This is a genomic window from [Clostridium] scindens ATCC 35704 (genome assembly GCF_004295125.1).
In the GTDB taxonomy this organism is placed as follows: domain Bacteria; phylum Bacillota; class Clostridia; order Lachnospirales; family Lachnospiraceae; genus Clostridium_AP; species Clostridium_AP scindens.
On record NZ_CP036170.1, the window covers coordinates 320,283 to 334,440 of the forward strand.

General features: G+C 42.3%; 27 protein-coding genes. 3 read left to right on the forward strand and 24 right to left on the reverse strand.

The window, feature by feature from the left end; translation table 11 throughout:
* Positions 1–93: 93 nt before the first annotated feature.
* From HDCHBGLK_RS01545 to HDCHBGLK_RS18870, 24 genes are all read right to left on the reverse strand, one after another.
* Positions 94–780, reverse strand: coding sequence for a hypothetical protein (locus HDCHBGLK_RS01545; RefSeq protein WP_004605853.1), 687 nt, complete (start codon positions 778–780; stop codon positions 94–96).
* Positions 781–794: 14 nt separating this feature from the next.
* A complete protein-coding gene (locus HDCHBGLK_RS01550; RefSeq protein WP_004605854.1) occupies positions 795–1,640 on the reverse strand; it encodes a DNA-methyltransferase in 846 nt (281 codons plus the stop codon).
* Between the two features lie 77 nt (positions 1,641–1,717).
* Positions 1,718–1,876, reverse strand: a complete 159-nt coding sequence (locus HDCHBGLK_RS18730) for a hypothetical protein (RefSeq protein WP_004605855.1) — start codon at positions 1,874–1,876, stop codon at positions 1,718–1,720.
* Positions 1,877–1,899: 23 nt separating this feature from the next.
* The gene (locus HDCHBGLK_RS01555) at positions 1,900–2,124 is read right to left on the reverse strand and encodes a hypothetical protein (protein WP_039909448.1); all 225 of its coding nucleotides are present in this window, start codon (positions 2,122–2,124) and stop codon (positions 1,900–1,902) included.
* A 26-nt stretch (positions 2,125–2,150) separates the two neighbouring features.
* Complete coding sequence (locus HDCHBGLK_RS01560) at positions 2,151–2,942, reverse strand: DNA adenine methylase (RefSeq protein WP_039909449.1); 792 nt, start codon at positions 2,940–2,942, stop codon at positions 2,151–2,153.
* Positions 2,884–3,066, reverse strand: a complete 183-nt coding sequence (locus HDCHBGLK_RS18735; RefSeq protein WP_004605858.1) for a hypothetical protein — start codon at positions 3,064–3,066, stop codon at positions 2,884–2,886. The genes HDCHBGLK_RS01560 and HDCHBGLK_RS18735 overlap by 59 nt, the downstream gene beginning before the upstream one ends.
* A 19-nt stretch (positions 3,067–3,085) precedes the next feature.
* Positions 3,086–3,304: a hypothetical protein gene (locus HDCHBGLK_RS01565; protein WP_130574552.1), complete on the reverse strand. Its 219-nt coding sequence runs from the start codon at positions 3,302–3,304 to the stop codon at positions 3,086–3,088.
* A 46-nt stretch (positions 3,305–3,350) separates the two neighbouring features.
* Positions 3,351–4,466 (reverse strand): phosphoadenosine phosphosulfate reductase domain-containing protein, encoded by a 1,116-nt coding sequence (locus HDCHBGLK_RS01570; protein ID WP_004605860.1) that lies wholly within the window; start codon positions 4,464–4,466, stop codon positions 3,351–3,353.
* Entirely contained in the window at positions 4,453–4,947 is a 495-nt protein-coding gene (locus HDCHBGLK_RS01575; protein WP_004605861.1) for a ParA family protein, read from the reverse strand. The genes HDCHBGLK_RS01570 and HDCHBGLK_RS01575 overlap by 14 nt, the downstream gene beginning before the upstream one ends.
* Before the next feature lie 32 nt (positions 4,948–4,979).
* Entirely contained in the window at positions 4,980–5,168 is a 189-nt protein-coding gene (locus HDCHBGLK_RS01580; RefSeq protein ID WP_004605862.1) for a hypothetical protein, read from the reverse strand.
* 2 nt (positions 5,169–5,170) lie between these two features.
* Entirely contained in the window at positions 5,171–5,449 is a 279-nt protein-coding gene (locus tag HDCHBGLK_RS01585) for a hypothetical protein (RefSeq protein WP_004605863.1), read from the reverse strand.
* A 2-nt stretch (positions 5,450–5,451) separates the two neighbouring features.
* A complete protein-coding gene (locus tag HDCHBGLK_RS18740; protein WP_004605864.1) occupies positions 5,452–5,589 on the reverse strand; it encodes a hypothetical protein in 138 nt (45 codons plus the stop codon).
* Between the two features lies 1 nt (position 5,590).
* Complete coding sequence (locus HDCHBGLK_RS01590) at positions 5,591–6,169, reverse strand: hypothetical protein (RefSeq protein ID WP_004605865.1); 579 nt, start codon at positions 6,167–6,169, stop codon at positions 5,591–5,593.
* 16 nt (positions 6,170–6,185) lie between these two features.
* Positions 6,186–7,013 (reverse strand): conserved phage C-terminal domain-containing protein, encoded by an 828-nt coding sequence (locus HDCHBGLK_RS01595; protein ID WP_233440728.1) that lies wholly within the window; start codon positions 7,011–7,013, stop codon positions 6,186–6,188.
* A gap of 5 nt (positions 7,014–7,018) precedes the next feature.
* Positions 7,019–7,432, reverse strand: coding sequence for a hypothetical protein (locus HDCHBGLK_RS01600; protein ID WP_004605867.1), 414 nt, complete (start codon positions 7,430–7,432; stop codon positions 7,019–7,021).
* 114 nt (positions 7,433–7,546) lie between these two features.
* Positions 7,547–7,837, reverse strand: a complete 291-nt coding sequence (locus HDCHBGLK_RS01605) for a hypothetical protein (protein ID WP_004605868.1) — start codon at positions 7,835–7,837, stop codon at positions 7,547–7,549.
* The gene (locus tag HDCHBGLK_RS01610; RefSeq protein ID WP_004605869.1) at positions 7,834–8,382 is read right to left on the reverse strand and encodes a hypothetical protein; all 549 of its coding nucleotides are present in this window, start codon (positions 8,380–8,382) and stop codon (positions 7,834–7,836) included. The genes HDCHBGLK_RS01605 and HDCHBGLK_RS01610 overlap by 4 nt, the downstream gene beginning before the upstream one ends.
* Positions 8,382–9,095, reverse strand: a complete 714-nt coding sequence (locus HDCHBGLK_RS01615) for a hypothetical protein (protein ID WP_004605870.1) — start codon at positions 9,093–9,095, stop codon at positions 8,382–8,384. Before HDCHBGLK_RS01615 ends, HDCHBGLK_RS01610 begins: the two co-directional genes overlap by 1 nt.
* Positions 9,082–9,696, reverse strand: coding sequence for an HD domain-containing protein (locus tag HDCHBGLK_RS01620; RefSeq protein WP_004605871.1), 615 nt, complete (start codon positions 9,694–9,696; stop codon positions 9,082–9,084). Before HDCHBGLK_RS01620 ends, HDCHBGLK_RS01615 begins: the two co-directional genes overlap by 14 nt.
* A gap of 100 nt (positions 9,697–9,796) precedes the next feature.
* Complete coding sequence (locus tag HDCHBGLK_RS01625) at positions 9,797–10,126, reverse strand: hypothetical protein (RefSeq protein WP_004605872.1); 330 nt, start codon at positions 10,124–10,126, stop codon at positions 9,797–9,799.
* Positions 10,127–10,194: 68 nt separating this feature from the next.
* Complete coding sequence (locus HDCHBGLK_RS01630) at positions 10,195–10,455, reverse strand: hypothetical protein (RefSeq protein WP_004605873.1); 261 nt, start codon at positions 10,453–10,455, stop codon at positions 10,195–10,197.
* A 4-nt stretch (positions 10,456–10,459) separates the two neighbouring features.
* Positions 10,460–10,708 carry a hypothetical protein gene (locus HDCHBGLK_RS01635; RefSeq protein ID WP_004605874.1) on the reverse strand — a complete coding sequence of 83 codons (249 nt, stop codon included), beginning with the start codon at positions 10,706–10,708 and terminating at the stop codon, positions 10,460–10,462.
* 279 nt (positions 10,709–10,987) lie between these two features.
* Positions 10,988–11,299 (reverse strand): hypothetical protein, encoded by a 312-nt coding sequence (locus HDCHBGLK_RS01640; protein ID WP_004605876.1) that lies wholly within the window; start codon positions 11,297–11,299, stop codon positions 10,988–10,990.
* Entirely contained in the window at positions 11,296–11,460 is a 165-nt protein-coding gene (locus tag HDCHBGLK_RS18870; RefSeq protein WP_004605877.1) for a hypothetical protein, read from the reverse strand. The genes HDCHBGLK_RS01640 and HDCHBGLK_RS18870 overlap by 4 nt, the downstream gene beginning before the upstream one ends.
* A 141-nt stretch (positions 11,461–11,601) precedes the next feature.
* On the opposite strand from HDCHBGLK_RS18870, the gene HDCHBGLK_RS01645 reads away from it, so the two are divergent.
* From HDCHBGLK_RS01645 to HDCHBGLK_RS01655, 3 genes are all read left to right on the forward strand, one after another.
* The gene (locus HDCHBGLK_RS01645) at positions 11,602–11,976 is read left to right on the forward strand and encodes a helix-turn-helix domain-containing protein (RefSeq protein ID WP_004605878.1); all 375 of its coding nucleotides are present in this window, start codon (positions 11,602–11,604) and stop codon (positions 11,974–11,976) included.
* Positions 11,977–12,396: 420 nt separating this feature from the next.
* On the forward strand, positions 12,397–12,882 hold the full coding sequence (locus tag HDCHBGLK_RS01650) for a hypothetical protein (protein ID WP_004605879.1): 486 nt from the start codon (positions 12,397–12,399) through the stop codon (positions 12,880–12,882).
* A 167-nt stretch (positions 12,883–13,049) separates the two neighbouring features.
* Complete coding sequence (locus HDCHBGLK_RS01655) at positions 13,050–14,147, forward strand: tyrosine-type recombinase/integrase (protein ID WP_004605880.1); 1,098 nt, start codon at positions 13,050–13,052, stop codon at positions 14,145–14,147.
* Positions 14,148–14,158 lie beyond the last annotated feature (11 nt).

A 14,158-nucleotide genomic window follows, 5' to 3' on the forward strand; every position in this document is an offset into this window, starting at 1 on the left:
TTGGTCGGTATTCCACTGCTTGTTTTATTTTATTTTCAACGTACACTCACCCAATTTTTTTAAAATATACTCATCTACCGTATAGTGCGGCAGTCACTTTTCTTCTTCTGGTTTCTCGCACCTCTCAAATGCGATAACCCATACCCACGGATTCGCGTCCCAACCGTAACGATCAAGGTCTGCTTTCTTGATGGTGGAGTTCCATGTATACATAAATCCAACAAATGGCGGTTCAATCCAGCCACTGTTGTAGCAATCAGTACATGCGTATGCCGTTCCTCCACAGTGACAACGCTCTCCTTCAAAACCTTCCTTTATTGCCTGCTCGTCATCAATATCCTGCAATCGCTCCACCCGTACATCCGTAACCTTAAGCCAGATACGGGCGGCTTCCTTTGGCATATGGATTGATGGTTTCCAATTGCAAATCTGTCCGCACTCTCTATCAATGCATCCGTAAATTGGATTATCCACGCTTGCTTTGAAACAATACTTATTATGTACAATTTGGCTATGTATCGTATTCCTGCAACACTCTTGCCATGTTTCCCGGACATACAGAATATCTCCTGTCTGACAGGGCAGTTTAAGTTCTTTGTAAAAATCGAAGCACGCACCTTTTCCAACGGTTCCAAACAGCGCTTCCCATTCTTCACCATTAAACTTTACATCATATGTTCCATCCGGCAGGCCCTTAATCACCCGCCGCGTAACCGTCTTTCTCCCGTCCAGTATCGCCCGAACCATCTCGGTATTAAACAATATCGGCAATACACGCATGTTATCACTCCTTTCTAAGTCAGAACTCCCGGAAAGTCCGATATGCTCATCTGACTATTTTCAAACTTTAGCATCTCATTTTTTGCTCTTCTGTAAAACGTGCGGTCAATTTCAAATCCAAATGCATTTCTTCCAAGTTCATGAGCCGCTCTTAATGTTGCTCCGCTCCCGCAACACGGGTCTATTACCACATCACCGGGATCTGTGAATGTCTCTATTAACTTTTTAAGCACTTTCACGCTTTTCTGTGCTGGATGGATTTTCGGAACATCCTTCCCGTCACGCTCCCACATAAACCAGTTAAACACCATATGACCTGTTCCCGGTATCGTCTTGCCGTTTTCGTCTGACTTTACACCGTTTCGAAATTTTGGAAGCCTGTCACGATAAAGTAACAAGGCGTATTCTGTAGCACCTACAATCCTCATATTTGCTTTTAATACCTGTGGACTGTAGTTTTTGCAAAACACAAGCGGTATGTAATGCACGAACCCATGCTTTTCTGCCGCTTTTATTAGAGTCTGTATCTGTTCAAAACTGCAAAACACGATCATGCATGGAGAATCGCTGCTCCTTCCTCTTCGCACTGGCTTCTTATCATCTCTCTTTAACATCTTTGAACAAAAATGAAAATATTCGTAAAGATTGAAGTTAAAATCTGAATTAAACGCTGCCTTACCGGCGAGCCTACTCTCTCCATTCCTATTGTCACCTCCGTTATACCACATTGGATTGCTTCCGTAAAAATTGTTCCCCACATTATATGGCACATCTGCAATAACTAACTGTGCTCTTGGTATTGCATATCTTTTGTAATTCTGCATAGAATCACGATAAATCTCGCATTTTAATTTACTCATTCTTCTGAAAGGAACCGATGCATCTTCACTCTGGCCAGAGTTCCGACTCCTTTCTTTAAATTTTCATTGACTAAACCCTAATTATCCTCAGTTAATGCCTTACTCTTATGAATCATTAATTCCCGCACCACACACTGAAAATCAGCATACAAATCAGCCACCTGCTCAAAATCCAGACAGTCCGCGAATTGTTCTTCCATGAAGGCTCTGGTTTCGTCGTTCACACACCTTTTCATTTTTATTCTCCTCCAGAAAAATCCTAATTTGAAATTATTGGCAAAAATTGAAATGTCCATGCCTCATCCATAATTGATACGATATTTCCATCTTCATTGATTGCCAAAACCTCGATCCTATTGGGCTTGATCACCGTTTCCCTTGCTTCCCAGTTGATATCATCTGGCATCCTAACATTCATTAGTGCTACGGCATTCAGTATCTTGTCTCCGTGTACCACCTTAAACCTGCTTAAATCAATTATCATATTCGTTTCCTCCATCAAATGCTAATTTAGATAACCAACGATATCTGTGTGCTATCAAGGTTATAATTCATCCACAATGTTTCCGTCCTTTTCCGTCCACCTTCGGCTCTTGTATCCTTCTGTGTTTTATTCCACCCAGTAAGCATGCTGTTATATAGGTCGTTATCATATCCTGATATCAGCACCTTTCCTGGATGTCTGGTAAGCATCCCCAATAATTCTTTATGCTCTTCATCGGACATTTCACATTTATATAAATAATTCTTACGTGTCCCATGTAGATATGGAGGATCCGCATAAATAAATACATCCTCTGTGTCATATCTCCCAATCAGTTCTTCGGCCGGAAGTTTCTCAATCTGCACTTCTCTTAATCTCTCCGATGCCAATTCTATCGTATCAGGAAGTGCCGCCCATGCTCTGGCTGGATTTGGTGAATTCTTTTGCTGACCAGATTTAAAGCCGTTCCGGTACAAATTTCCACATCCAAAACCCATCCAGCACTTAATGGCAAACCTCCTCGCATTCTCCAGTTCATCCTCTGTCTGTTCATATGCAGCTTCATATTCACTTCTGGAGAATGGTGTCAACTCAATCGCTCTCCTCAACTCTGATTCTCTATCTCTCACAATTCGAAAGAAGTTTACAACCTCTCCATCTAAGTCATTAACTGTCTCGATATGACTTTTCGGCTTGTTAAAAAGTACAGCCAGGCTTCCGGCGAAAGGTTCTAAATACACATCATGCTTTGGTATATATTCACATATCCACGGTGCAAGACGATTCTTTGCTCCTGGATATCTCAGCACACTCTTCATAGATCCTCCTTCCTCCGCTAAATGCCAGCATACCATACTGCGGAATATTGTTTTCGCTATGCAGGACAGGTGTCATCATAATATCCCCAGTTCCAAATATTAACTTCGCCTTTCCATTTACCATTGTTTTTCTCCTTTAAATCCTAATATCCGTTTACCCAGTCTAAATATTCCAGTCCGAGCCAGTTCTTGAAGCACGCAAGATTTCTGCATTCTGAATAATCGTGGTTTTTTGTTCCGCAAAAAATATCACAATTTCTGCACATTTCATGCAATTCTTCGCAGCTATCTTTTTGATTCAAATACGGCTTTCTACTCTGATATACTTCTTCTAACTGCCTTTCTGTTTTTTCTTTCAGCATATATACCTCCGCTAAACGCCCAATCTTCTCACTTAAATCCATCGGCTCATGGTTCTTCTTCGTCTATCCATACGTTACAACCGCATTTTTTATTTATGTACTCAATTACTTTCCTGTACCCTAATCCGCCTTCCTCTACTGGTTTTACTGCAAATTTATAGGTTTGTGGCTCTATCTGCTTTAATCTCTTTAATCTCTCTGTATCGAATTGAATACCAAAGAGACATAATTTGCACCCCGTTCTTTGTTCTCCTGTAAATCTTAGTTCCCCGTTTTCTTCTACTAATTTTCCATATACAAAAAACGTAGGTAAATCATATTTTTTTATATATTCCAGGACGTTCTTTTCTAACCAAAATCCCATAGGTTTTACCATTATCTTTTTTCCGCTTGTAACAAAACACCCTGTTTTTTTGTATTTACTCCTTCGGTTTTGGCTTTCTTCTGCCATTTCTCCAATTATCGCTATTGACCCTATATCATTTTGTATTCTTTTCTGTGGTATTTTCTTTAAGATCGTACAGCATTCTTCCGATACCTCAAAATCTGCAATTATTAACGGTCTCCACTTTTTTGGTAGCCTAGATTGTGTCGCCCCTTCTGTATTATCTTTTCTTATTCCTGTAAGGTATAGCACTACCGTATTGCTTGCCCCTAGTTTTCTTAATAAATTTGCGCTTTCTATTCCGTTATCTAATTTGTCGCTTATATCTTCCCATTTTATTTTTTCTTTCTTTATCCATTTTCTTATATCTCGAACTTTTCTACATGTTGTTTTACTTACTACCGGGTAGCCTATATCTTTTACTACCTCGTAATACGTCTTTTCCCCTCTTACGACATACAAACGTATCTTTATATCGTGTTTCCTTTCCATTAGATCACAATATTCTTTGACAAATAGTTCCATTTTCGCAAATTCATTTGACGTATTAGAAAATACCACATTTAATGGCTTTTTCCCGTGTTCTTCTTCGCTCTTTTTCCACATCCACGCTGTCATATCTAATAACACCTGGCTGTCTTTCCCTCCGCTAAAACTTACAGATATATTCCATTTGTGCATTATGCACGCCTTTAATATCGTTTGAATTGTATAATTTTCTTTTTGTATTGTCGTCCAACTCTCTCTTTCTCTTAATTCTTCTTCACTCATTGCCATTTCTTTTTACCTCTTTCGTCAATTCCATATATTCTAATGCCAGGTTTTTATAGTCCCGTGTCGCTGCGCTTCTCGGCGTTACTTCTACCAGGCTCTTTCCCTTCTCAAACGTCCAGGCGTTAACCTTCTTACTGTGTCTGATATGCGTATAGAACGTGCTGTAAGTGCTTTTCTGTAACGCTTCTTCGCCTTTGACTACCTCTATATCGTTCGTAAACATGGTAACAAGGCACTTTACCAGTGATAAGCCCAGGTTATACGGTCTTACTTCCTCTATTACCTCTGTCAGTTCTTCCATTCCGTCTAAGGCGTTCTTATCTGCCTTAATCGGTATAATTACGTCGTTTGCTGCTGCCAGGACGTTAAGTACATTGATTCCCACACCTGGCGGGCAATCAATAAAGCAATAGTCGTAACGGTCTTCTACTTGGTCTAATACTTCCTTAAGCCTTGTCATTTGATTAGCTTCCCGATCTAACATAAGGTCAACTGCTGCCGCGTCTAAATGCTAAGTTATTGATTATCCCGTACCAATTCTGTTTCCTCGTAATGTCCTTGTTGTCCGTTGCTATGCTCTACCCATACCGTTCCATCACCACAAACTTCCACAACAACACCAGTGATATACTCTGCTGGATTTAGAAACCACCTTACTTTATCTCCATCCTTGAATCCTTGTTTTTTCTTATGTTTCATAGCCATACTTACTTCTTACCTCCTTCTCCAGCATATACGAATATGCGTATCTCATTTCCGTCACTGCCGTCATTCTCAATCTCTATGCGCCCGTTGTATACGGATTCCCTGACTCCCTCCCCGTATACTATTACCGTGCCCGTAAGGCATGGCTCCGGCTCTGTTATCACAAGCGGCTGCGCCTCTGGCTCCGGCTGGTCAGGCTCCGCATTTAGATGCATCCTCACGGCTACCGCCGCCGCAAGCAGAATCAGGATGATTGCCGCTGCTATCAGTTTCTTCCTCATGGCTATTTTCCTCTCTTGATGATCTTCCTCTTCCGCTTGGTGCCTCCGTACCTGAATGCGTTCATGTTCCCAGGCTTGACATTAGGAACTACGATCTGCTGCTTGCCGGAAGAGTGCGTGTATCTGTTGTTTTCGAACATGTCATATCCTCCATACTGCTTTCTGGCTATGCCCGTATCCTGTCGTGGATACCCTTACATCGAGTTTCTTCTTGGCTCTCATGATCTCCTTCCTGGAGATGCACATTTCATCGGCCTTCGCAAAAATATCCTGTGCCAGTGCCTCGCCGGTCTCCATCATGTCCGTAAGAAGTTTCTCTGCCCGGTCGCTCTCCGTCTCAGAAGCGGATATGAGCATGTCCTTGACCTTCTCAATCTGGATGGTGTTTGCATTGGATTTCCCGAATATCTTCTCAAGCATCTCTGTCTGACCACTGACTGCTCCCTCTATCTCGCATAACTTCCGGTGTATGTTTTCCAGCACCTTTGCTTCTGCTCCCTTCTGTACAGGATTCTCCTTCTTTACAAGGCTGCCAGCATCAAGTCCCAGAAGCGTGCACATCAGGCTCTCCATATTCTCAGGCTGCTCCGGCCTGTGCTTGATGCTGACTATGTAGTCCTTCCCACGCCCGATTTCAATGGAGAACCCCTGCTTCGTCTTTCCCTGCCGATTAAGTTCTTCGCACAGTTTTTCGTAGTCTATTGTCACTTTTTTAATCAACGTTCCATATTCCCTCCTACTGTATTAGTTTTCTCTCCAAGTCCGACATATCCTTATAGTCGCGGCCTTGGAAGTTGTTGAAGCCATTATTTGCTCTTCTTGTCTGCTTTGCGGATGGGGCCTGTAAATAATTCTCAAATTTAGTCCCGAATAGCGTGGATGGCCTTATGTATGGCCTCATATCCTTTTCTCCGGGCTTCGGCTCTGCTCCCCATTCCTGTACTTTCTTGTCAATCACAGCCTTGAAATCCTCAATGGTATACCCATCATTCACGCGTGCCTGAATATGCTTGCGCGTGTCCTTGGATGTCGAACGATATGATGTCCCAGCCTTCTGGTTTAGATAATCAACAATCTCCTTGTACGGGTACTCGGGATTGCGCTCGGCACTTGTGCCAGAGGGCATATTATCTATACTATTCTTATCATTCTTATCATTCTTTCTTTCTTGGTTGTGTACCCTTCGTGGTCTCCTTTCGGTTCCTTCGTGGTCTCCTTTCGGTTCATTTTCAGTTCCCAAATCCTGATATTTTCCGTAGTTTACAACGTTTATGACGGTTCCTTGACGGTTACCAATTTTCTCTATCATGTTGACCGACACAAGAAGTTCGAGAAACCCTCTTACCTTCTTCTTGCTCCATCCCCAGCGGTCCATCAACTTGAGTTCGGATGTCAGGAAACTGCCTCGGCTTATATGCTGCATTCGGTTTCCAACCAGAACGTCCTTACCCTTGTGGTTCGCAAGCAGGATTATGTCTATCCAGGCTTGCCCCTTGCTGAATGGCCTTTCAATCCAGATGGGATTGTCAAGGATGCTCCTATGTACTTTTATCCACCCGTCCATACTCATCAAGCACCCTTTCGGATTCCGGCTCGCCTCGCTTTTTCCACAATCCCGTTTCTGCTGGCTCTCCAATCTATGCCGCAGTTCCGGCATGTCTGCCTTGCAGATGCAAGAGACCAGCCTATGCTTCTAAGCCTGTTTTCCTCCTGCCTTACATATGCGGCAAGCATGCCTCTCTCAACATCGTCATTCATATCCGGGATAAAATAGCCCCTCCCATCCTGCATGTTGAGTATCGGAATGTCTCTCCTGGCGTAGTGGATCAGGTCCCTAACCTGTCGGTCTGATATGCCTGTGCGGATGGCCAGCGCATGCCGTGTGATGGCATTCATGCGTCCTGTCGGAATGTAGTCTAATATGTTGAGGGATTCCCTGTTGATTGATTTCAGGTAATCCTCTAATTCGATCTGTCCTACCATGATCCTCCCTTCTCCCAGGCCCTTACGCCTGGGTGCTGGCGGTCAATAAGTTACTCGTGATACATTGTTTCTGTGTGCAACACGGCTAGTTGCATATATAGTCAAGCCTGTTGGCTAACTACTGTAGTAGAATTCCTGCCGGAACTGCTCCTCGCTTCCATAGTGTGCAATGTAATATTCCTTGCACCTCTGCCGCAATTCCTTGTCCACTTTCGCCGCTTCCTTTCCGGCATGCACGCCGTTCGGATGAAGCGCTGGGGTCAGCGGCGCTATGAAACCGTACTTCTCGCACAACTTGCGCTCCTGGGAAGTATGGCTGAATACGTGGTGACGCTCCACGCCGTATATCCCGGTATACATGCAGCAGTCCATGTCATCCGTGAATATGCTCCATAGCCTCTTCATGCCTCAACCCTCCATTGCTGCTTCATGCGCTCCAACTCGTCCGGGGTGGCGGTCTCTATGCCCTGCTCCTTCGCATCCTGCACAGTCCCGTCAATCAGGGACGACATCTCCGCGGTATTGTAGGTATGGGAGCCGCGCAGCAGGAGGTACACCCGGTACGCCTTGCCGTCATCCATGATCCTCGTCTTGTCCGTTGGCCTGACGTGTATCTCTTCGCGCTCCATCATGTCGATGTCGTCCCGGATGATTAGCGGCACGATGCTGTCATTCTCGATCGCCAGTTGCCCGTACTTCTGCAAGAGCGTGTTCTTCATGTACGCCTTGCTGGTCCCTAGCGTATCAGCCAGTTTCCCGACCAGGACGTGGAAGTATGCGTTCGCGTTCAGTGACCGCTTCTTCCGGTACTTCTTGATGGTGATGGATAGCGGGAAGTCCTTGAGGCTGTCGAATGCCCCTCTGGCATCCTCATTCAGCGTCAGGACGGCTTTCTGCTTTCCGGCCAATAAATCCACCATCAGGCTGTCAAAATGTCCCGAAAAGTCCATTAATTATCACCATACTTTTTTTTAAACCCTTGCATAATCTCCGCTGCCTGATTGTCCGTCACCGTTTCCTCCGTGATACCGTTTGACGCATATAGCATTTCAACTTCGATCTTATGCTTTTCGCAAAGTGCGCGAATAGTCTTTTTCTGCGCAACAGTAGCAGGATTTTCTGAAATACCCGCATCATCTTGACTCTCAAACTTTCCTAATTCATATACTACCTTGTGCGTCTTTGAATTCTTAATTTGAAGCATATTAATAGCATTCTTGTCATCATATCCGATTTTGCTAACATAGAATCTGTCATAGCATGCATGTGCTTGTTTTCCGTTCTTGGTGATTTCTTTGATATCACAGTATTTAGAATCAATCCATATAAACGGGGCCGTGTATAGTTCTCTTCCAATCCCCCAATTAAAGCAGGCACGCTTGAAACTATCTGATGCAAGCCCTTTCTCCTTCTCTGAATTGCTTTCTGTTCCAGTGTCCTCTTTGGATATCCACATGTTTTTATTGTCATCCCAGATACTTACAGTGCAGTTTGCGTTGTCTCTGCTGTGTGATCTCTGCCAGTTCTCAGGGCCAATTATTTCATCAAGAATATTCATATCGCATCTGGCATCTTTGTAAAGCAGAAGTGATAGTCCATTGCCTTTCACGGTGGCAACGCGACATTCAATTTCGTTCTCTCGAAGCAGCCTAAACTTCTCCATCTTCTATATCCTCCTTCTCAACTACCCTGCTAGCCAACATATCGGCAAAATGAAGAATCATATATAGCAGGGTCTCTTTTCCCTGTATCTCATACTTGAATGGCCCATATAGTCCGTTATGCCAAAGAATTGCCTGTTGTTCCTCTTCCGTCAAGTCAATGTACTTTGATATGATAGCCAATGATCTTACTTCATGATCTACAGATAGTAGTTCTGGGTTTACTTTATAAGGTTTGCTATCGCTTTGCTTAGGCTCTGGGTTTGGGTTAGCCTTTGTTGCTCTCCCCTTAATCATGTTAGGGATATATCCGGGCTTATTGAACTGTCCCATTTTCCCTATATCATGAAGCAGAGAACAAATGATTAATGAATCAGTTGTTTTCTTGTCTATCTCTTCTTTTCCAGTAATTAATTTTGCAAGTCCAAACGCCATGTAATATACATTAAGGCTATGTTCCGCAAGCCCTCCCTCTTTTGATAAGTGGTGGCTTGTACTGCAAGGGGATGAAAAAAATCCGGCATCCTCCATATATCCGATAAGTCCAATCATTCCAGTTCTTTCAGTACTTAATAGCAAATCTCTAATTTTTCCTGATAACATTCTTCTACCTCCAATAGTTCTTCTAATGTTAAGTTTGTTGCCTTTCGTTTATGTAACTTTTCCAAATGTTTGTCACGACAATCGCAATGCTCTCCCGGGTCTAGGTGCGCTCCGCAGTGTTCACAGATGTATCCGTACATTCCTGCACCTTCTTTCTTAGATCATCCAGGTATTTCTTGCAGTTGCTGTATGTGCGTTCGCTTATGCGGTCAAACGCAAATGAATAGATTGCGTCATATCCGTGGCCTGATCTGAAACCATCGTCCATTATTCTCACTTCTATGCTCGTGCCATAATTTGACGTTTCAAAACCAATATATGGATATCCGTTTTCTCCATGCCCATGCTCCTGTATTTCCATGCACAGGCTCAGGAGTTCATGAATCTTCATCTTCTCTCTGTTCGTCATTGATTTTTCAAATTTCTTCATTTGACGTTTCCTCCAATTTCTATTATAATTATGTTGATCGATTATTAGAGTGCCCGAGGCTTTCCAGCCTATGAGGGCGCTCTTTTCTTTTCCATCCGTCTCCGATGCTCCCAGAAGAGAGCATCATCAAGCACCCTGTATACCGCTACCGAGAATGCTAGCGCCCCTCCGCTGGCTGCCAGGATTGCTATGCCCTTGAGCATGTCCATCCCGTTTTCAATGCCTCCTAATGTCCCCAATATCAGGACCGTGGCGGCCACTCCTGTCGCCTGGGCTATCTTCTGCCCTGCCAGGATTGCAAGACGTGTCTTGCTCTTGATTTTCCTCATTTTCCTACATCACTTCCCTTCCTAACTTCTCCTTCTCGTCATCCGGCATTTTTAGAGCCGAGAATAACGCCTGTAATTCATCTATGTTGAACTTACCAGGATTACGTAAGCGAAGACAAAACGTGCTGTATGGCATCCCTATACGCTGTGCCATCCCCTTCTTATCAAACCCCATGATCTTCATGCGGTTTTCGAGGCTCCCTAGCAGTATGCGGTTTTTCATCTCCTTGTCGCTTACCTTTAATGCTGGCATTTACCCACCTCCTTGTTGTTATCTCATGGTATTTCTCCTATAATTTGATTAGAATGGCCTTCACGCCAAATAAATAATAAGGAGACAATACGATGTGTACCATAATACTTACAATCGCAAACCTAATTCTTACTGTTATCACTGTCACATGCACCATTATCTCTATCCGCTACACCAAGAAGCAGACCGATATAATGCAACAGCAACTTGAAGCCACTTTGAAGCCAGACTTTCCAACTACATCACGCCTGGAATCAATAGCGAATGCTATACGACAACTCAAAAATTAATTTGAGATACAAGGTTTGCTATCAGGCCTATGAGGCACAAGGATTGTACAATCAAAACTGCTATCTGTGTCTTGTGGGCCTTATTCATCTTGCGAATACTGCCTTCAAGGTTCTTACTGTAATCATCACGCTCGATTACCTCTTGAATGCTAAAAGAGTCTCCCTCTAATGCCACATCCATACATATATTCAGTTCTGCTACATCGTTTTTAGAATTACCATATATGCTGTAATGCTTCATATTAGTGATCTCTTCGCCACCAATGTATAACTTACCGCCTTTTAATTCTAAGGTTTTCAATCTCCACCCTCCTTCCCGTCTGGATTATCTTTCTTTTTGAGTTCCTGAGCCTTAAAAGCCATCCCTTCACCAAAGGAAAGCAATTTTTCCCTTTCTAACTCTGTGAGTTCTGGTATCACGCTTTTAAACGTTTCAAGGATTTTCTTTTCGCGTTCTGACATTTTATCACCTCGCCTTATTGCTTGTTAAGGACATTATATTTCATTTTAAAGTCCTTGTCAAGCATTTATTTTTATTTTTGTCCTTTACAAGCATTTTCACATATGTTATAATGCTTCTATAGAGAAAGAGAGGTGATTTTAATGGAAGTCTTTGAACGAGTAAGAGACTTAAGAAAGAATATCTTACATATGACACAAGAAGAGTTTGCAGAATCAATAAAAATTTCCCGTTCTAATTTGGGTAATATTGAAACAAAAAAAGTTGCTGTGACTGAAAGAGTTATTTCCGATATATGCGAAAAACACAATATTAATAAACAATGGCTAATTCATGGAACAGGCGACGTGTTTATTGAAATAGACAAAGAAAACCTATTAATGGCATGGGCCGGATCAGTTCTCGGTGAAACTGATGATTCATTCAAGAAACGATTTGTGAAGATGCTCTCAGAACTAGATGAATCTGACTGGGAGACGTTGGAGAAGATAGCAACAAAATTACATAAAAATGGCTAGGCAAATGCCTAGCCAAGAAATGCTTTGACAAAATACAGTATCCGCTCGACTTGTTTTTCTTCTGCTTCAATAAGCATTTCCATGATGATTTCAATTGCTTCTTCCTTGTTCATATGTACGACCTCCCGAGATAGCAAACACACGTTCGAAATTCCTTAATTAAATAATACCCCCAACTGTATTATTTTTCAACATTAATATTTCGAACAAGCGTTCTTTTTTGTTGATAACTCTGTGGATAGATTGTGGATAAGAAACTTTTTGGCTAGCAGACCATCCGCGCTTATCTCCTTTCTGGCATCTTCTTATAATTATATTTTATAACAATTTTAATGTATTGTCGCTGGAAAGGATTTACATAAATTCCATAAAATGGTAACACAATTATATTTTTCAATGTAAGGGAAAGAGAGGGACAATATGAGAAAGAAATTTCTAATCGCCGCTTTACCGGCAATGATCTCACTATTAGTAGTATCTTGTGGAAAGTATCAAAAAGATGTATGGGCGTTTCTCGATGTCAAAATTGGTGATTCAAAGGAAGATGTTAAAGAGAACTACGGAGATGATTGGGAATTAAACCAGGGTGACGTATATGCATATACAAACATTAAAAGCCCATATGACTGCGAAGAACAATATGTTAGTTTTTTATTTGATAGTGATGAAATCATATATTCAATTAATGCAACGTGGACACTGGAGACTGCTGATGAAGCAAAAAAACTTTTCGATTCATTAAAGAAAAAATCTACAAAACAGTATGGTGATGAATATGAATCTGGAAAAAGCGATAATCCTGCTGAATATGCAAGGTGGTCATCTGATTCATCAATAATAAATATTTCGTTGACAGATGATGATTTAAACGGTAACAAAGTATCAATCAATATTAGAAAAGAATAAAATAAAACCGCCCAGTGCTACCAACACCGAGCGGAAATGATACATCCTAGAAGATGCACCAAATTGTTAACACGTATATTGTAGCATCTTCCAGGGCACTCGGTCAATCAGAACGAAAGTTCGTGATTGAGTGTTATTTTTATACGCATTTTTAAGGAGGATGAAACATGGCAAAGAAAAAAACGCCCGTACTACCATCTGGCAACTACAACAAGAAAGTATATGATTACACTGACAGTTCCGGTAAAAGAATATATCGATCATTCACGTCCGATGATGAAGATGAACTTAACTTCATGGTCGCAGAATTCAAACTGCGGAAGAAAAAGACCAAGGGACATCCAGAGCGTATGACTCTAAATGAAGCAATCACAAAGTACATTTCCACATCTGATGCAGTCCTTGGAGCCAAGACGATAGAGGAATATGAAAAGATACAGAAAAACGGATTCCAAATGCTTATGGATGTGGAATTGGAGAAAATCACTAAGGAATTACTTATAGAGGCTGTTAACACCGAAGCCAAGCGGCCTTGCAAGCGGCACACGAAGAACCCCAAGCCCATATCTCCAAAAACGCTTAAAAACGAATATGGCTTGATATCCTCTGTTATCAAGCGTTATTGCCCTGGCGTTGACACCAACGTAACCTTGCCAGCGGTACAGCCGCCTATAAAGAGCCTGCTGCCGCCTGAGGTTATTTTTGAGATCGTAAAGGGGGAAGAAATCGAACTTGCCGTATTGATCGCAATGTGGCTGAGTTTCTCGGCATCTGAATTGAGGGGGCTGAAACGTTCTTCCATCCACGGAAACTATATACAGATAGATCAGGTTATCGTAGATGTCAGGAATACACCAGTGGAAAAAGATGTAGCGAAGGTTGACACGCGAAAGCGCAAGCATAGAATTCCGCCATATATCAAGGAATTAATTGATATGCTGCCAGAGGACCAGGAATATCTTATACCGTTCTCAGCATCCGTACTGTCTAAACGATGGACAAGGCTTCTTAAAAGGAATGGATTGCCACACATGACATTCCACGAACTACGCCATGTAAATGCATCTGTAATGGCAACTCTACACATACCAGACAAGTACGCTATGGAACGTGGCGGGTGGAAGTCGGACAAGGTTATGAAGCAGACATACACCCATACTTTCGATGAGGTAAGAGAAAAGTCAGATGAGATCATAGATGACTTTTTTGAGAGAAGAAGAAAAATGGGAGAAAAGATTATACCTATGAGGGGTATAAGGCAATAAAATTGAGCGAT

What these genes read in the sequence shown, in the direction of transcription:
- HDCHBGLK_RS01545 (WP_004605853.1), bottom strand. Translation starts at nt 780, where the DNA reads ATGCGTGTATTGCCGATATTGTTTAATACCGAGATGGTTCGGGCGATA.
- HDCHBGLK_RS01550 (WP_004605854.1), bottom strand. Translation starts at nt 1,640, where the DNA reads ATGAGTAAATTAAAATGCGAGATTTATCGTGATTCTATGCAGAATTAC.
- HDCHBGLK_RS18730 (WP_004605855.1), bottom strand. Translation starts at nt 1,876, where the DNA reads ATGAAAAGGTGTGTGAACGACGAAACCAGAGCCTTCATGGAAGAACAA.
- HDCHBGLK_RS01555 (WP_039909448.1), bottom strand. Translation starts at nt 2,124, where the DNA reads ATGATAATTGATTTAAGCAGGTTTAAGGTGGTACACGGAGACAAGATA.
- HDCHBGLK_RS01560 (WP_039909449.1), bottom strand. Translation starts at nt 2,942, where the DNA reads ATGAAGAGTGTGCTGAGATATCCAGGAGCAAAGAATCGTCTTGCACCG.
- HDCHBGLK_RS18735 (WP_004605858.1), bottom strand. Translation starts at nt 3,066, where the DNA reads ATGGTAAATGGAAAGGCGAAGTTAATATTTGGAACTGGGGATATTATG.
- HDCHBGLK_RS01565 (WP_130574552.1), bottom strand. Translation starts at nt 3,304, where the DNA reads ATGCTGAAAGAAAAAACAGAAAGGCAGTTAGAAGAAGTATATCAGAGT.
- HDCHBGLK_RS01570 (WP_004605860.1), bottom strand. Translation starts at nt 4,466, where the DNA reads ATGGCAATGAGTGAAGAAGAATTAAGAGAAAGAGAGAGTTGGACGACA.
- HDCHBGLK_RS01575 (WP_004605861.1), bottom strand. Translation starts at nt 4,947, where the DNA reads ATGTTAGATCGGGAAGCTAATCAAATGACAAGGCTTAAGGAAGTATTA.
- HDCHBGLK_RS01580 (WP_004605862.1), bottom strand. Translation starts at nt 5,168, where the DNA reads ATGGCTATGAAACATAAGAAAAAACAAGGATTCAAGGATGGAGATAAA.
- HDCHBGLK_RS01585 (WP_004605863.1), bottom strand. Translation starts at nt 5,449, where the DNA reads ATGAGGAAGAAACTGATAGCAGCGGCAATCATCCTGATTCTGCTTGCG.
- HDCHBGLK_RS18740 (WP_004605864.1), bottom strand. Translation starts at nt 5,589, where the DNA reads ATGTTCGAAAACAACAGATACACGCACTCTTCCGGCAAGCAGCAGATC.
- HDCHBGLK_RS01595 (WP_233440728.1), bottom strand. Translation starts at nt 7,013, where the DNA reads ATGGACGGGTGGATAAAAGTACATAGGAGCATCCTTGACAATCCCATC.
- HDCHBGLK_RS01600 (WP_004605867.1), bottom strand. Translation starts at nt 7,432, where the DNA reads ATGGTAGGACAGATCGAATTAGAGGATTACCTGAAATCAATCAACAGG.
- HDCHBGLK_RS01605 (WP_004605868.1), bottom strand. Translation starts at nt 7,837, where the DNA reads ATGAAGAGGCTATGGAGCATATTCACGGATGACATGGACTGCTGCATG.
- HDCHBGLK_RS01610 (WP_004605869.1), bottom strand. Translation starts at nt 8,382, where the DNA reads ATGGACTTTTCGGGACATTTTGACAGCCTGATGGTGGATTTATTGGCC.
- HDCHBGLK_RS01615 (WP_004605870.1), bottom strand. Translation starts at nt 9,095, where the DNA reads ATGGAGAAGTTTAGGCTGCTTCGAGAGAACGAAATTGAATGTCGCGTT.
- HDCHBGLK_RS01620 (WP_004605871.1), bottom strand. Translation starts at nt 9,696, where the DNA reads ATGTTATCAGGAAAAATTAGAGATTTGCTATTAAGTACTGAAAGAACT.
- HDCHBGLK_RS01625 (WP_004605872.1), bottom strand. Translation starts at nt 10,126, where the DNA reads ATGAAGAAATTTGAAAAATCAATGACGAACAGAGAGAAGATGAAGATT.
- HDCHBGLK_RS01630 (WP_004605873.1), bottom strand. Translation starts at nt 10,455, where the DNA reads ATGAGGAAAATCAAGAGCAAGACACGTCTTGCAATCCTGGCAGGGCAG.
- HDCHBGLK_RS01635 (WP_004605874.1), bottom strand. Translation starts at nt 10,708, where the DNA reads ATGCCAGCATTAAAGGTAAGCGACAAGGAGATGAAAAACCGCATACTG.
- HDCHBGLK_RS18870 (WP_004605877.1), bottom strand. Translation starts at nt 11,460, where the DNA reads ATGTCAGAACGCGAAAAGAAAATCCTTGAAACGTTTAAAAGCGTGATA.
- HDCHBGLK_RS01645 (WP_004605878.1), top strand. Translation starts at nt 11,602, where the DNA reads ATGGAAGTCTTTGAACGAGTAAGAGACTTAAGAAAGAATATCTTACAT.
- HDCHBGLK_RS01650 (WP_004605879.1), top strand. Translation starts at nt 12,397, where the DNA reads ATGAGAAAGAAATTTCTAATCGCCGCTTTACCGGCAATGATCTCACTA.
- HDCHBGLK_RS01655 (WP_004605880.1), top strand. Translation starts at nt 13,050, where the DNA reads ATGGCAAAGAAAAAAACGCCCGTACTACCATCTGGCAACTACAACAAG.